The 15,088-nt window shown below is 63.2% G+C and carries 12 protein-coding genes; all 12 read right to left on the reverse strand.

Features of this window, described 5'->3' with window-relative positions; genetic code table 11:
- Positions 1-191: 191 nt before the first annotated feature.
- Positions 192-1,115 carry a glutamate/aspartate ABC transporter substrate-binding protein gene (locus tag ACCD03_RS07505; protein ID WP_413411214.1) on the reverse strand — a complete coding sequence of 308 codons (924 nt, stop codon included), beginning with the start codon at positions 1,113-1,115 and terminating at the stop codon, positions 192-194.
- Positions 1,116-1,227: 112 nt separating this feature from the next.
- Positions 1,228-2,496 (reverse strand): D-amino acid dehydrogenase, encoded by a 1,269-nt coding sequence (locus ACCD03_RS07510; RefSeq protein ID WP_325651878.1) that lies wholly within the window; start codon positions 2,494-2,496, stop codon positions 1,228-1,230.
- 117 nt (positions 2,497-2,613) lie between these two features.
- Complete coding sequence (locus ACCD03_RS07515) at positions 2,614-2,943, reverse strand: hypothetical protein (protein WP_413411215.1); 330 nt, start codon at positions 2,941-2,943, stop codon at positions 2,614-2,616.
- An 88-nt stretch (positions 2,944-3,031) separates the two neighbouring features.
- On the reverse strand, positions 3,032-3,277 hold the full coding sequence (locus ACCD03_RS07520; protein ID WP_325651882.1) for a hypothetical protein: 246 nt from the start codon (positions 3,275-3,277) through the stop codon (positions 3,032-3,034).
- Positions 3,278-3,362: 85 nt separating this feature from the next.
- Positions 3,363-4,916: a methyl-accepting chemotaxis protein gene (locus ACCD03_RS07525; protein ID WP_253538085.1), complete on the reverse strand. Its 1,554-nt coding sequence runs from the start codon at positions 4,914-4,916 to the stop codon at positions 3,363-3,365.
- 133 nt (positions 4,917-5,049) lie between these two features.
- Positions 5,050-6,348, reverse strand: coding sequence for an MFS transporter (locus ACCD03_RS07530; RefSeq protein ID WP_413411216.1), 1,299 nt, complete (start codon positions 6,346-6,348; stop codon positions 5,050-5,052).
- Entirely contained in the window at positions 6,345-6,932 is a 588-nt protein-coding gene (locus ACCD03_RS07535; RefSeq protein ID WP_045206025.1) for a hypothetical protein, read from the reverse strand. Before ACCD03_RS07535 ends, ACCD03_RS07530 begins: the two co-directional genes overlap by 4 nt.
- A gap of 380 nt (positions 6,933-7,312) precedes the next feature.
- The gene (locus ACCD03_RS07540) at positions 7,313-8,686 is read right to left on the reverse strand and encodes a sigma-54-dependent transcriptional regulator (RefSeq protein WP_413411217.1); all 1,374 of its coding nucleotides are present in this window, start codon (positions 8,684-8,686) and stop codon (positions 7,313-7,315) included.
- The gene (locus tag ACCD03_RS07545) at positions 8,668-10,167 is read right to left on the reverse strand and encodes a sensor histidine kinase (protein WP_413411218.1); all 1,500 of its coding nucleotides are present in this window, start codon (positions 10,165-10,167) and stop codon (positions 8,668-8,670) included. The genes ACCD03_RS07540 and ACCD03_RS07545 overlap by 19 nt, the downstream gene beginning before the upstream one ends.
- A gap of 939 nt (positions 10,168-11,106) precedes the next feature.
- The gene (pelG, locus tag ACCD03_RS07550) at positions 11,107-12,477 is read right to left on the reverse strand and encodes an exopolysaccharide Pel transporter PelG (RefSeq protein WP_045206022.1); all 1,371 of its coding nucleotides are present in this window, start codon (positions 12,475-12,477) and stop codon (positions 11,107-11,109) included.
- The gene (gene pelF, locus ACCD03_RS07555; protein ID WP_325651891.1) at positions 12,477-14,099 is read right to left on the reverse strand and encodes a GT4 family glycosyltransferase PelF; all 1,623 of its coding nucleotides are present in this window, start codon (positions 14,097-14,099) and stop codon (positions 12,477-12,479) included. The genes pelG and pelF overlap by 1 nt, the downstream gene beginning before the upstream one ends.
- Complete coding sequence (locus ACCD03_RS07560) at positions 14,096-15,082, reverse strand: lipopolysaccharide N-acetylglucosaminyl transferase (RefSeq protein WP_325651893.1); 987 nt, start codon at positions 15,080-15,082, stop codon at positions 14,096-14,098. The genes pelF and ACCD03_RS07560 overlap by 4 nt, the downstream gene beginning before the upstream one ends.
- Between the last annotated feature and the right edge of the window lie 6 nt (positions 15,083-15,088).

A 15,088-nucleotide genomic window follows, 5' to 3' on the forward strand; every position in this document is an offset into this window, starting at 1 on the left:
GCCTGAACCTGAACTACCAGATGACGGCCGGCATGAAGGAGCTGTACGCACATCCGAACGACAAGGCCATTCAATAACCTGCCCACCATCCTACTGCGCGGTCCGAGGTTGGCCCGAGAAGCGCAGCCGTACATCGGTACGGTGAGCATCACAGGGCCAAGATCGGACCGCGCAGTAGGATGGTGGGCAGGTTATTGAATGGCCTTGTCGTTCGGATGTGCGTACAGCTCCTTCATGCCGGCCGTCATCTGGTAGTTCAGGTTCAGGCCCTTCGGCGGAATCGGCGACAGGAACCATTTCTTGTACAGATCGTTCGCCTTGCCCGACTTCATCAGGTCGGCAATCACGTCGTCGGCCACTTTCTTGAACGCCGGATCGTCCTTGCGCATCATGCAAGCGTAGGTTTCGGTCTGCAGCGGCTTGCCCGTGACAACCCAGTCGGCCTGGTTCTTGGCCTTGGTGCGCTCGCCATACAGCAGCGGCTCGTCCATCACAAAGGCCACAGCGCGGCCCGATTCCAGCGTCAGGAACGCTTGGCCGTGATCCTTCGCGAGGATCAGGTTCATCTTGTCGGCGTCCTTGGCTTCACCGTTCATCTTTTGCAGGATGCGGTCTTCGGTCGTGCCGGCGGTGGTCACCACGGTCTTGCCCTTCAGGTCGGGAAAGTCCTTGATGCCCGAGTCCTTCTTCACCAGCATCAGCATGCCGTAGATGAAGATGTTGTTCGAGAACGCCACCTGCTTCTGGCGCTCAAGGTTGTTGGTGGTCGAGCCGCACTCGAAGTCGATCGTGCCGTTCTGCAACGGCGAAATGCGGTTCTGCGATGTAATCGGCGTGAGCTTGACCTGCAGCTTCTTGCCCACCGTCTTTTCCACACCCGCGACGATCATGTTGGAGATCTCTTGCGAGTAGCCCGTGATCGTATTGGCGTCAGCCTGGTACGAGAATGGAATCGACGACTCGCGATAGCCCACCGAGATCACGCCCGATTGCTTGATCTTGGCCAGCGTGTCGTTCGACTGCGCTTGGGCGCCGGTCGACAGCACTGCCAGCGCGCCAGCCGCAGCCAGCGTCAGGCCACACAGAATACGTTTGGTCGAATGCAAGGTCTTCATGCTTCCCCTCCTATGGGTGTGTTCGCTCCAGACTACTTGGGTTACCAATTGGCACGGGCCAGATACGCATCATCAAGCCAGCGCGCTCGGTCTTTTGAATCTCGTTCTTGTGTCACGCGGCCAGCGCATACGGCACTGGGGAAATCGCGGGCTTGCGGCCGGCAATCAGATCGGCCAACAAACCTGCACTGCCAAGCGCCAACGTAAAGCCCAGTGCGCCGTGGCCCACGTTCAACCACAACCCTTCCACCGGCGATGCGCCCACCACGGGCACGCCCGTTGGTGTTGCAGGCCGCATGCCGGCCCAAGGGGCGGCATCGGCACCCGCATCATTCGCCCGCATGGCGCCCGGAAACAGCGCGCGCGTTTCGTCATACAGCGTCTGCGCGCGGCGCGTGTCCAGCGCCGTTGACCAACCCACCAAATCAGCCATGCCCGCCACACGCAGCGTCTGCCCGATGCGGGCATAGACGATCTTGCGCGCAGCATCCGTCACGCTGATCACCGGTGCAACATCGCCCTCGCCCAGCGGCAGGCTGATGCTGTAACCCTTCAGCGGGTACAGGCCCGGGTCGATGCGCAATGGGCTGAGCAGCCTGGCGCTGGTCACACCCGCGGCCATCACCACCGCATCGGCGGCAACTTGCTCGCCATCGGCCAGTTTGAGGCCGCGCACACGGCGCCCTTCGGTCCACAACGCTTCAACACCGGTATTGAAGCGCAGCGTCACGTTCGGCATCGCGCGCAGCCGGTTGAACAAGCCGACGCAGAGTTGGTGGCAATCGGCCACATCTTCGTCGGGCGTGTAGATGGCGCCGACAATCTGGTCGCGCACGCCGGCAAGCGCGGGCTCGTGGGCGACCGCCTCATCGGCGGACAACGCATGCTGCTCACACCCGAGCGTGGCCTGATAGCCCACCTGCGCGCGAGCCGATTCAAACGCCGCAGCATCGCGATGCACCACCAGCTTGCCGCGCCGGGCAAAACTGAATGCCAGATCCGGCAGCGCCTCCCGCAGCGCTTCCATGCGTGCTCGGCTGTAGAACGACAGCGCGAGCAACTCACGCGTGGTGCGATCGGCGCGGTCACGATTGCAGGCTGCAATAAAGCGCAGCCCCCAGCGCAGCAATGCCGGGTCCAGCGACGGCTTCAGCCGCAGCGGCGAATCGCGGCGCAGCAGCCAGCCTGGCACATGGGAAAGCACACCGGGGCCCGCCAGCGGCGCCACATAGCTGTAGCTCAACTGGCCGCCGTTGGCGTAACTGGTGCCTTCGCCCGGGCCCGGATGCCGCTCGACCAAGGTGACCTGATGGCCTTCCTGAGCCAGCGCATAGGCCGTGCTGATGCCGATGATGCCGGCGCCCACTACTGCTATTTGCATGAAGAAGCTGCGAGATTTGGAATGTCGGGTGCAGCTTAAGGAGCCCAGCGGTGGTTGGGCAAATGCGGAGTTGTTGGGGGGGATGTTGTGGGGCTATGGGTTGGTTGCCCCCCGCGGTCAACTGTCTGCGTCGCGCCCTGCACGGAAAGGTGGGGCCAACAGCATACTGGCCGTGAAACACGGAGCGTTTTCCTCTCCGCGCAGGGTGAGCAAGCGTGCAGCAATGGCTTTTCCTTGCCCCACCGCCGCCGCAACGGCTGCCTCGGCTGAATCGAACTCGGCCGAGGCGTTATGAAAACGTTCCAGGCGCGGATAGATCATTGCCTCATTCTCGCGTGCGCAGACGAAGCCGGTGTATGAATAACCGAGCCGCCCTCTACTGCCCGGCACGACCAGCACGTGTATCGCACAGCCGTCGAAGTGTTGAATCCGCCATCCTCGCATCATTTCCTCCTTCGTCTATCTCGTCGACGACCCGATATCGCTCCCCTGAGCCTACGGGCAGTGCCTCGCACCGCGTAAGGTGCCAAATGGCCTAGCGGTGGGAGCACGGCAAGAGCAGGCATCGGCCTGACCAAGGCCATTTGTAGCCCGTGACATCCGTGTACCAGGCGCCCAGATAACCGTCCGCATTCATCACATCGAACATCACGGCTGCAAAGACGGTGACGGCAAGAACGCCCATCAGGATCTGGGCCAGCGGGGTACGGTGAGAGCGATCGTCTTCGTGCAACGCTTCTCGACCTTTCTCGTCAGTTCTGTGCGTGTCGCCTGCCACCATGCCGTCAGCTCCATTTCATACGGTCACCATTCAGGTCCGCCCTCAAAGCGCAGAACAACACGAGCGCACTTTGCGCATGCGTGTTCTAGGCAACCTGAAAATGCTTCACGGACTCCGCAAGCAGGCTGCCTTGTTCTTCCAGTGCCTGCGATGCGGCTGCCGCCTCTTCCACCAGCGCTGCATTGCGCTGCGTCATCTGGTCCATTTCCGAGACGGCCGTGTGAATCTGGGCAATACCCTGGCTCTGCTCGGCGCTGGCAGATGCAATGTCCTCGATCAGCCGCGTGACGTTAGCCACGGCCGTGGTAACGGATCGCATGGTTTGCCCCGCACGCCCCACGGCAACGTCACCTTCGCGCACATGCTCAAGCGACGATTCGATCAGCCCCTTGATCTCCTTGGCCGCAGAAGACGACCGCTGCGCAAGCGTGCGCACCTCGCTGGCAACCACCGCAAAGCCGCGACCCTGCTCACCGGCACGTGCGGCCTCCACCGCTGCGTTGAGCGCGAGGATGTTCGTCTGGAACGCGATCCCCTCGATAAGCGCCGTGATCTCGTTGATGCGCACCGAGCCAGCGCTGATCTTGCCCATGGTCTGAACCATGTTGTCCACTTCGTCGCTGCCTTGTTTGGCAACGTCAGAGGCATTGACCGCCAGCGTGGCAGCCTCTCGCGCATTGGCGGCGTTCTGCTGCACCGTCGTAGTCAGCTCTTCCACGCTGGAGGCCACCTCCTCCAGTGCGGAGGCCTGTTCTTCCGTGCGGCTCGACAAATCAACGTTGCCACTGGCGATCTGGCTGGAGCCAGCAGAAACCGACTGCGCCGCGTCACCCACGCGGCCGATAAGCGACCCCAGGCCCTGGCAGATCTGCTTCATTGAAGACAGCACGCTGCCACTTGGCGCGATCCTGAACGCTTCCTGTTCGCGGAAGTCGCCGCCGGCAATGCGGGTAGCAATGGCGGCCAGACTTGAGGGCTCCGCCCCGAGTGCGCCCAACACGCTGCGCGCAATGGCAATACCCAGCACACCGGCTGCAGCAAACGCAAACAGCCCTGCCGCCACGGCTATCCACATGGCCGTGGTTGCATACGCCTGTGCCGTTTCCACCGCCTGGCGCGATCGGGTGGATACGAACGTGTCATACGCTTCAACAGCCTTGTCGAGCTCGGCAAGCAGCGGCACACATTCCCGGTTGATCTTGTCGATTGCGGCGTCGCGATGGCCGGTCTCGGCCAACTGCGCGATGGCCAGCGCAACAGGGCCGTACCGGTTCTCAACCGCGCGAATGGCGGCCACCAGGGCGCGGGTCTTGTCGGTGGCATCCGGGCCGCTCTTGGCCTCATCTTCCAGGCGCGCCAGTTGGGCTTGCACACCTGCATGGGACTTGGCTACCGCGTCTGCTGCGGTGCGCCGATCTGCATCCGTGTCGGCAAGCACGAGATTGCGCGCGGCAACAGCTCTTCGCTCGACATTCAATTGCACCGCCGCAACCAGGGTGGACCTCAGGTAAAGGCCACGCTCGAAATTCCCGAACTTCGCACTGAGTGCGTTCAACTGATAGCACGTCATGGCAGCCACGATCGCCACCAGAACGGCGAGCGCCGCGAACGCGGAAAGTAATTGTGTCCTGACTTTCATACTGCTCCCCATCCAAAAGGAAAGTCTTTCTCTGAAGACGTTTTATTCAAATCACGGTACGGCTCGTGCCGTTCAAACTGCATTGCGCTGCCTTGCGTTGTGCTGCCGTTTCGCTCCTGGTTTCACTGCAGAATTACGCGCCTGAATGCGCGACTTGGGTGGCCTCTTCAGCCGATGAGCGCTCAGGCATGAAGACCGCAAAGACGAAGATGGCCGCAACGGCCACGATTGAGAGTGCGAGGAACGCGGCGGCAAAGCCAAAGCGGTCGACCAACAGGCCGCCGGTGAGATTGCTGAGTGCTGCGCCAATGCCCACGACCAGCGCAACGGTGCCTTGCGCAAGGTTGAAGCGCCCGGTGCCGCGCATCATGTCGGACAGCATGACCGTGATGACAACGCCGAAAATGCCGGCGCTCACGCCATCCAGAAGCTGGATTGCAATGACGGCGTACGGGCTGCTCGCCAGTGCAAACAGAACGCCGCGCACTGGCAACACCACCAGCGCGATGAGAAACAGCTTCTTCCGTCCGACACCGGCCTTGATTGCGCGTCCGACTGCTGCTGCCACCACAATCATCACGAGCTGCGCCGCGATTACACACGCGCCGAGCCACTGCACGCCCTTGTGCGGGGCTTCTACGGCGATCATCTGCCCTGCAAGCGGCAGCATGGCTGCATTGCCAAAATGGAACAGCACAACTGTGGCGAGCAGCGCCAGCAGATCGCGCCGTTTGAACACGTCCAGGATCGGCTGCGGTTTCCCGGCCCCGCTTTCCGAGTGCAGCATTTCGCCGCCGCGCGCGATCTCATAGTCAACGTCGGCTGGTCGAATGAGCGCCGCCGCAAACGCGCTTGCCACTGAAAAGGCGCAGACGATGTAGAACAGCCACAGCGTGCCTGCGTAGTGCGTGACGGTTGCGGCCAGGATCGCGCCGCTGAAATTGCCGGCGTGGTTGAAGACCTCGTTGCGGCTCACACGTGCAGGCAGCCGGCGGTGCCCGACGATGCCCAGGCTTAACGAGGCGAGGCACGGCCCGACGACCGCCGAGACGAGCGCCAGCGCAAGCTGCGTGCAAAAGATGACGGACCACGTGGGCGACCATGCGATCAGCATGCAACCCAGGCCGATTACACCGGCCGAAATGGCAATCATGGCGCGCTTGGCCCGCACGGCGTCTACCAACATGCCCGCCGGTATCTGGGCGATCGCGCCGGCCAGCCCGCTTGCACCCACGACAAGACCGATATCCGCCGAAGACCAGTGCTGCGTCCCCTTCAGGAATACCGCGAGAAAAGGCCCGACGCCGTCCCGGACATCGGCCATCAGGAAGCTGAGCGCGTCGAGGCCCCGAAGGCTGCGCGCGGACGGTGTGCGGCTGGCGTGCTGCTCTGGTTTGGTTTTGGCTCCGGTTGTGAGGGCGTGCATCGTCATCGAGCAGCGTTCTCCCGACCTGCCCGTGTAGACGGGTGCGCAACGCCATCGCTGGCCAACGCTATGGCGGCCACATCGAGCGTGCTGGCCAACTCGCTCGAGACGAGCTCTCCCCACGCATGCACGCGCGTGCCAGGCGCGAGATACCTCGCCAGTTCCTCTGCGGCGCGCACTGCCATGCGCAGCGAAGTGCCGCCCCCCAGCAGCGCACCGCATGGCTCGCCCTTAGGGCCATAGAGCGGCAGCACCACCGTGCCGATCAAATCAACAGGCACCCTTTGCACGTCCCGCTCGTTATCGTGGTTCCGATTGCGCCCGGGTCCCTCATCGACGATGGTCTCGCCGTCTTCGGCTTCAATCGCAAACACCGACATGACGTCGGTCCTGCGTGGCGCGGCGCCTTGTACACGCACGGTGTCGCCTTGTGTGACATGCGCCGCAACGCTTGCCGACATGCTCGGTGGGAAATACACCTGCCAGGTACCGTCGAGAATGAAGCCGTCCAGGTCGCCGTGTTCGTTCATCAGAAATTGCGTGACAGTGCCTTGTGCTTCTGCCAGGCGTGCTGGGTCGATCGGATGCATCAGTCGTGCTTCTTTCAAAGTGGACGTCGAAAAACGGCCATGAACTTGCGCCGTGCTGCAGGCCACACCGGAAGCGGTTGAGGACAGAACGGTGCCGTATTGGCTACGCCAGCCTTCACAGGACAGGCGCTATGTGAGGGGGCAAGGCCGACGGGCACAGCACAGCAGACGCGTTGCGGAGCACGCTCGGGGGGATGCGCGGTATGTCGTGCTGGAAAGGTGGGCTCGGTGCGCTGCATGGTTCACTCCCGTCGCGGGGCGTGGAGTGAATTGCAAGTGCCATGCCATCCTGGAAACCGTGATGCGACAAGGCTCCGGCGGGGGCATACCGCCCAGGGATGCCCGCTTGGTGGACACCGGGTGTCTGATTTCTTGACGTTTTAACTCAACCCGAGCGCCGCCATCTTTGTGTAGAGAGACTGCCGGCTGATGCCAAGCCGGCGCGCGGCATCGGCTCGGTTGCCATTCGCCAGCGCCAGCGCATGGGTGATGACGGCACGCTCGACGCGCTCAACGGCTTCGGTGAGTGGGAGTTCGACAAGGTCGGAAGGCACCGGCCGCTCCTGCGCCGCAGTTGGCCTGCGCAAAAACGATAGATCATCTGCGGTGATGGTGGGCCCGGGTGCCAACGAACAGACGCGCTCCATGGCGTTCTTCAGCTCACGCACGTTACCGTGCCATGCGTGCTCGACCAGCATGCGCTGCGCCTCAGCGCAAAGATGCATCGGGCGCCCCGTCGCGCGCACGGCCAAAGCCAGAAAATATTCAGCCAGCGGGACGATATCGGCCACGCGCTCGCGCAGGGGCGGCAAATGCAGCGCCACAACGTTGAGCCGGTAGTGCAGATCCTGACGGAACTGTCCCGCCGCCACCATGGTGTCGAGATCACGGTGCGTGGCGGCCACCACCCGCAAGTCGATCGGTATGGCCCGGTTCGTGCCCAGCGGCGTTACGTGGCGCTCCTGCAGCGTGCGCAGAAGCTTCGCCTGCATTGCGGTGGGCATGTCACCAACTTCGTCGAGCAGCAACGTACCGCCGTTGGCCGCAACGAGCCTTCCGACACGGTCGGTGGTGGCACCCGTGAATGCACCCTTGCGATGCCCGAACAGCTCGCTCTCAAGCAGGTCATGCGGTATGGCCGCGCAATTGACGGCAACGAACGGCCCGGCCCGCCGATTTGACGAGGCGTGCAGCACCCGCGCCGCCACCTCCTTGCCAGTTCCTGTCTCACCGGTGATGAGCACGGTGGAGTCGGTCATGGCGGCGCGGCCCAGTTGCTTCTGTACCGTGCGCATGGCAGTGCTGATACCCAGCAACTGAGGCCGGTCAGTCTCGGACTCGTCAAGAAACGGCGTGCCGGCATGAGAAGACAAGGCGCGCGGCTGGTTGGCCGAGAAGACGCGCTCCAGCAGCACCGCAATGTCGCGACGCCCTACCGGTTTCGTCAGATGCTCGAAGGCCCCCAGGCGCATGGCGCCGATGGTGTTGTCGCAACTCGCGTATGCCGTGAGCATGACGACCGGAATGGCTTTCAGCGCCGGTTCTTCGCCCAGGCGCTCAAGTACATCCAGGCCATTCAGATCGGGCAGACGGAAATCGAGGAACACGCAATCGGCAGGCTGCCCGTCGCCAAGCATCTGCAATGCGGCCTGTCCCGATGCGGCTTCGACCACGCGGTGTCCGAGATCGGTCAGGGTTTCGGCCAAGCCCTCTCGAAACGCATCGTCGTCATCGACTATGAGGATGGTTGCCATGGCACTTCCATTACGAATGAGGTGGTATCCGAGGTTTCGTCCAGCCATGCCCGGCCCCCATGAGCGGCCGCAACCTCGCTGACCACGGCGAGGCCGAGTCCGGACCCATCGACGCGGCCAGTCACAAATGGCTCGAAGATGTGCGCGCGCTGTTCAGGCGGCACACCGGGGCCGGTGTCCGAAACGGTAATCCTGAGATAAGCGCGGCTGCCAACATGGGGGCGTGTAGCAAGCGCCGTCACCTCACCGCCAGCGCCCGCATGCCGGATGGCATTGATGAGCAGGTTGTCGAGCGCACGGCGCATTTGTTCCTGATCGAACCGGGCCGGCCTGGGTGGCGCATCGTCGCTTTCCTCCCGAACGTCGCTCGTTGAGACCAGGCTCACGCGCCTTTGCTGGGCAAGCTCCTGATGCGACCCGACCACGTTGTCCATCCACTGCGCCACATCGGCCTCTTGCACATGAAGGCGGACGGGCTGCGTCAGCGCAAGCAGGCTCGTCAACTGCGCTTCGATCCTGCCGATTTGTTCGAGGATGACCCGAAGCGCTTCCTGCTGGCGCTTGCTGTCACCCGCCAGCGCATTCTCAGCCTTGAGCCGCATGGCCCCAGTCGGGTTGCGTATCTCGTGCGCGACCTGCGCCGCCAGCTTGCCCAGCACACTGAACCGCTCAGCCTGCGCCAGCCGTTGCCCCAGTCTGGCCGTCTCGTGCTGCAGCGCCTCTGCCCGCGCCACGTAACCATTGAACGCCTCGACGATGCGATCCAGATCCGGTTCACCCACCAGTGGCAGGCGGGCGGCATCACCGCGGGGCGGCAAGGCCATTTCCAGTTGCCCCAGTTGGCGCTTCCACCGCCGCAGGACAACCCCAAAGGCCACCGCAATCACCAGGATCCCGGTCAGCACAATGGCAAGGCCGGTCACCAGATCTCTGCCGTATTGCCCAAGCGCGGGCTGGGCTCGCGTCATGGTCCAGACGAGCACGCCTTGTTGGCCCTGTACCGCGCAGGCGGAGGCGACCACGGCATCGTGCCGGTTCACCACAGCGTCCGTTGCAGGCTGCCGCCCCTGAAGGCTGGCCTGTAATGCGCGGAGGATCAGCGGAATTTCAGCCTCGGGGACGTCCCGCTTGATACCGCTGCCCTGGTAGGTCGGGAACGCGTAGGCGAGAAAGCCATTCCGGCTTGATCCCGCGTGTGGTGACCAGAAGCCGCCCTCCACGCCCGGCGCAGAGGCAAGCACAACGTCGAGGATGCCGCGCATCAGGTCGGCACTGGCAACGGCGTCGGTCGGCAGTATCGATTGGCGATAGCGCGACGCAACGGCATCGCACGCTGTCGCGGCCTGCAGCTTTGCATTTGCCACGTGATGGTCTGCCGCGGAGCGAACCATCACCCAGACGATCACGAGAAGCGTGGCAAGGATGATCGCAACAAGCCCCCAAAGGATGGTGAGCTGGGCAGAGAACGACGGACGTTTCATCAAAATGGGGACGACGGCACAACAGGACGATTCAGCCGATTCTTGGTCGTGAACAGGCGGCAATCAAGAGGAGCGGGGGCAAGCATAGACGCCTTGAAAGACGCTGATCTTAAGGTCAGCCTGCATGCGAGCTGAACGCCTGTCTGTCGTAACTTTCATTGAACCCCCGTTCCAAGAGAAGTTTCTCTCGGCCGGCCTTTCATCCGCCTTGCAGCACGACCCCATTCCCGGCCGGCAAGAATCGAATTGATGCTGCAAATCCAACGCACCGCATCGGGTGCGGAAGTTTGCGCAAAGCCAGCTGAATCTGCCGATCAGGTTTTCATATCAGCGTTTCCCAGCAAACGGGCCGATTTAAACGCAGCATCGTTACTGGTAGCCCATCCACGCGGCGTGCGCGTCTCGATTTGGAGACGGGCGCCGGCCACTCACCACGCCATCAAAACCATCCCCTAACGCTCCTCCGCCCGTCCCCGGGGAAAGCAACCCGCCCTTCTGATCTGTACCGCCTGTGTTCCAGCTCCCCACGCGCAAGCACATTGCGAGGCAAAAACCGCGGAACGTGAGGTTCGGGCCTGCAACCGTCGAGCAAAGAACCCCACCCATCGAGTTCGGAACTCCATTCACCGAGTAAAAAGCTCCGGCCGTCGAGCTCAGAGCGCCATCCACCGAGATCAGAGCTCGAAATTCTCGAGCAAAAAGTGCCGAGTGCCGAGCTCGAACCCTCACCCGTGGAGCACAAAGCCCCGGGCGCCGGCCTCCAAGCCCCAATGACGGAGCAAAAAGCATCATGGTGTTGCTGCAAAAAGCAGCAGTCGCCAAGCAAAAAGCCTCGCGGCTGGCGCTTGGAGCGCGGTGCGCGAGGCTTGAAGGGTCGTGAACGGGGGTTGAAGTGTCGCGGGCGGGGTTCCGGACAGCAACGGAGGCTGTCGGCCAGCCTCACTGCAACATAAACGTCTCGTACTCCAGCCGATCCAGCTTCCGGTCGAGGATCACCAGGCTCGCCATCACAACCAAGAGCAGCGACACGGCAAATCCGTATCCATACCAGGCCGGCCCGAGCTGCAACGTAATCCACGTCAACACGCCGTTGAGCGCCACAAACGCCGCCGTCAACGCCAGCACCACGCGGCGCCGGTCGAGGTAGAAGAAGATGTTCACCACGCCCAGAAACACCACCTGCAAGCTCGCGGCAATGGTGTCGACATACAGCAGCGGCAGATACAGCTCCGAAATCTGCAACGCCCGCAGCACCGCAGCGCCCACGGCAAACAGGACGAGTGCGGCCATCGCCTGAATCTTCACGATCTCGTACAGGCCAGCACGAATGGTCTGCACCATCGTGTTGCGCATGTCTTCGATGTGCTCAAGCGATGCCCCGCCCCGCACGGCGTCATAGAATGCGTCGTAGTACTCGACAAAGTCGGTCTCGATGCGCACCAGGAACACCGCCATGCCGGGGATGATGCCGAGGTACGCCAGGAACACCGGAATGTCGTAGATGACCGACGCGTGCAGCGGCCCGATCACCTGCTGCCCCGTGCCCGGTGCGTACCAGAACATGAACTTGTCGAGCCAGATGCCGAGGTTGTAGAGCAGCCCGATCAGCATGAGCGACGGATACGCAAACCGCTTGTCGAACACCTCGAACGACACGAAGCGCCGCCCGCTGAAGTTGCGGTAGATGAGCGCGGCCATGCCGATCAGCAAGAAGAGCTGCCCCGTCACGAACCCCAGCAGCAGCCCTTCCAACCCGAACCGGTTAAACAGCAGCGCCAGCAGCACGGTGAGCGTGTAGCCGACCAGGAAGATCCACACGATCGCCTTGTACTGCTTCATGCCCGACAGGAAGATCACTGCGATCCAGATGTTGGCCATGACCACGAAACCGGCCAGCATCAGCAGCCGGTAGATGGCCGATTGCTGCGGAAACGCAAACACGATGACGAGCAGCCCAAGCCCGCCCGCGATCAGCGTCATCACGAGCGACACGGCGTGGTAGTTGGGCAGGATCAGGTCGTCGCGCTTCTCGAACAGGCGGTCGGACGTAAAGCGCGTGAAGGCAAGCTGCAGCGGCCCCGTGAGGATCAGGCTGACCGCAATCAGGTAGGTGACCGACACCTGGAACTGCGTGATGAGCGAGCCGGGAATCACGAACGGCAGGCTCAGGATACCGATCAGCAGAATCCCGACGATGGAGAGAATCCACGGCCCGGAGCTGATGATGCCGGCGTAGGTGTAGGCGCGCAGCAGCCCGAGCAGGCTGTCGCGCTTGAGCATCTTGCGCAGCTCAAAACCAATGCCGGCCATCAGCGGGCTCCCTCATGTGGCTTGTTCTGCTGAGCGTGGTGCGGGCAGGCCGCCGCAGCGACAGAAGCGGCCTTGGCACCGTGCTCGGTACTCATGTCGGGCAACGTCTGCAGGCGCGTATACAGCTCGCGGTAGCTGCCGACCATCATCTCTTGCGTGTAATAGCGCTCGACGCGGGCAATGCCAGCGGCCTGGGCCGCATGCCAGCGCGTTTCATCGCGCAGCAGTGTGAGCACTTCGGCGGCCAGGGCAGCCGGGTCGGCAATGCGCACCACGGCGCCGGCCGCACCCAGTGCCGCGTCCTCACCCTCCAGGCCGAACAGCAGTTGCCGGCACGAACCCACATCCGTCGTGACTGACGGCACGCCCGCGGCAAACCCTTCCAGCACCACCAGCGGCAACGCCTCGCTGATGGAACTCAGCACCAGCACGCCCACCTTCGGCAGGATGTCGTCGATCTTCTGGAAGCCCAGGAACTTGATGCGGTCGCCCAGGCCCAGGCTTTCAGCCAAGCTGTGGCATTCCTGCGCGTATTCCGGGTCTTCGTCTTCCGGGCCGGCAATCCAGCCTTCCGCATCGGGCATCTCGCGCGTGACGGTCAGCATGGCGCGAATGAACGTCTTCACGTCTTTGATCGGCACCACCCGGCCGATCAGGCACATCACGCGCGGCACGCTGGCCTGCCGCTTCTCGCGCAACGCAGCCAGGCGCGGCAGGTTGATGCCGTTCGGAATGCTGCGCGTCTTCTCGGCCGGCGCGCCGTCAATGACCTGGCGCTGCCGATTGCCTTCGTACAGCGCGACGATGTCTTCGGCCGCGTCATAGCAGACACGGCCCATGGTTTCGAAAAACCTCACCCACAGATCGCGGAAGTAGCTGATCTGCGCGATGTCCTTTTCGAAGATGCTGCGGTTGTCACGAATCCACTGGCTCTGGAACAGGTCGATCTTCCGTTCCTTGGTGTAGATGCCGTGCTCGGACACCAGCAGCGGACGCCCGCGCCGATAGCGCAGCAGCGCGCCAAGGAAGCCTGCATAGCCGGTCGAGATGGTATGGAACACCTTCACCGGGATGAGGTTTTCGGCAATGCGCACAAGCTGCCAAAGCGGCTTGTGCATGATGCGCACGGTCCAGAAGTAGTCCGTGAACGACGGGTCGGTGCAGTAGCGCCGGTAGTAGTCCGTCATCATGTCCCACGCGCGGTGGCTGTAGAGGAACTGCTCCTCGGCCAGCGGGCCATCGTCGCGCAGGTCTGCAATCGAGGCGCGAATCAAGTCAGCCGTCTCTTCCTTGTTTGCCGGATCGCGCAACGCGTCGTGCAGCTTGCGCGAGCGCTCGAACGCTGCGGCATCGCCGCCGCTGGCCTGCACCAGCGGCGGCGGCGGAAAGTCGTACAGGTAGTGGCACTCCAGGTGCACCACGTTGTCGGGAATCGCGTAGACGGGCTTGCCGTAATCCTCACGGCGGCTGCCAATGAAGACGATGGCAAAGCGGATGTCCGGAAACGCCCGGATCATCTGATTGACCCAGCTCGACACCCCGCCGCTCACGTAGGGAAAGGTCCCTTCGAGCAGCAGCGCAACGTCGGCAGACTGGGCGCGCGGAAAGTGGTCGTTGCTCATGATGTCCAGTAGCGCAACAGCGGGCGCAGCAACGGCAGCGGAGAACGGCTGGAGAACTGCGCCAGCGCCGCACGCGCGCCGGCATAGTCGCGGCGCAGGTAGCAGGCTTCGGCCAGCGGCGGCAGCAGGCGGTCTCGCGGGAAGCCGAGGGATTCAGCACGGCGCAGGTGGGACTCGGCTACATCGGGCTCGCGGCGCGACAGGGCAAGCCGGCCGCGCATGTACCACAGCGCGGCGTTGTCGGGCTGGATGTCGAGCGCGGCGCTGGCGTAGCGCTCGACCTGCTCGGCGGTGTAGCGGTACACGTCGCCCTGCACGAGGTTCTGGTAGATCAGTTCCCAATACAGGTCGGCCAGGCGCTTGTTGATGTCGTAGCGCGCCTCGGGCGTGGTGGCTTCTTCCAGGCGTGGCAGCTCGGCCAGGATCTTTTGGGTGAGCACCTTCTCGGCGTTGTCGAGCATGCCGTAGGCCAGCAGGCGAATGTCGTCCACCGGATCGGCCAGCAGGTCGCGCAGCACGGGGCTGGCGGTGCGCGTGGGCATCGACTGCATGGCCACCAGCGCGGTCATGCGGCTTTGCACCGGCGCGCGCTCGTTGCTGAGTTGCGCTCGCAGCCGCGCTCCGCCGCCATGCGTCACGCGTGAGATCAAATGCGCCACGAACACCGGCAGGCCAACATCGGCGATGTCCTTGTCGTCTTCGGGCTTGGGAAACAGCTTGGCGAGCAGCAGGCTACCCAGCACCAGCAGGCCACCCGCCACCGGCACAAAAAAGCACAGCGCCGTGAGGTAGCCATACGTCCACACGAACGGCACGCGATAGCGGCGCGGCAGCAAGCGCCACGCAGCCAGGCCGATCAGCGCGGCGGCGGTGCCCTGCAGCATCAGGCACGACAGCAGCAGCGCAAGGCTGTTGCCGGCATGCAGTGCCATCGCCACTGCCGCGATCTGGGCCGCGATGCCGCCGAGCGTGAGCTTAAACATGGTCGA

The sequence above is a fragment of the Ralstonia sp. Ralssp135 genome, from assembly GCF_047304345.1.
Lineage (GTDB): Bacteria > Pseudomonadota > Gammaproteobacteria > Burkholderiales > Burkholderiaceae > Ralstonia > Ralstonia chuxiongensis.

Excerpts from the sequence above, each read along its gene's own strand:
- ACCD03_RS07505 (WP_413411214.1), bottom strand. The coding sequence starts at position 1,115 with ATGAAGACCTTGCATTCGACCAAACGTATTCTGTGTGGCCTGACGCTG.
- ACCD03_RS07510 (WP_325651878.1), bottom strand. The coding sequence starts at position 2,496 with ATGCAAATAGCAGTAGTGGGCGCCGGCATCATCGGCATCAGCACGGCC.
- ACCD03_RS07515 (WP_413411215.1), bottom strand. The coding sequence starts at position 2,943 with ATGATGCGAGGATGGCGGATTCAACACTTCGACGGCTGTGCGATACAC.
- ACCD03_RS07520 (WP_325651882.1), bottom strand. The coding sequence starts at position 3,277 with ATGGTGGCAGGCGACACGCACAGAACTGACGAGAAAGGTCGAGAAGCG.
- ACCD03_RS07525 (WP_253538085.1), bottom strand. The coding sequence starts at position 4,916 with ATGAAAGTCAGGACACAATTACTTTCCGCGTTCGCGGCGCTCGCCGTT.
- ACCD03_RS07530 (WP_413411216.1), bottom strand. The coding sequence starts at position 6,348 with ATGACGATGCACGCCCTCACAACCGGAGCCAAAACCAAACCAGAGCAG.
- ACCD03_RS07535 (WP_045206025.1), bottom strand. The coding sequence starts at position 6,932 with ATGCATCCGATCGACCCAGCACGCCTGGCAGAAGCACAAGGCACTGTC.
- ACCD03_RS07540 (WP_413411217.1), bottom strand. The coding sequence starts at position 8,686 with ATGGCAACCATCCTCATAGTCGATGACGACGATGCGTTTCGAGAGGGC.
- ACCD03_RS07545 (WP_413411218.1), bottom strand. The coding sequence starts at position 10,167 with ATGAAACGTCCGTCGTTCTCTGCCCAGCTCACCATCCTTTGGGGGCTT.
- pelG (WP_045206022.1), bottom strand. The coding sequence starts at position 12,477 with ATGGCCGGCATTGGTTTTGAGCTGCGCAAGATGCTCAAGCGCGACAGC.
- pelF (WP_325651891.1), bottom strand. The coding sequence starts at position 14,099 with ATGAGCAACGACCACTTTCCGCGCGCCCAGTCTGCCGACGTTGCGCTG.
- ACCD03_RS07560 (WP_325651893.1), bottom strand. The coding sequence starts at position 15,082 with ATGTTTAAGCTCACGCTCGGCGGCATCGCGGCCCAGATCGCGGCAGTG.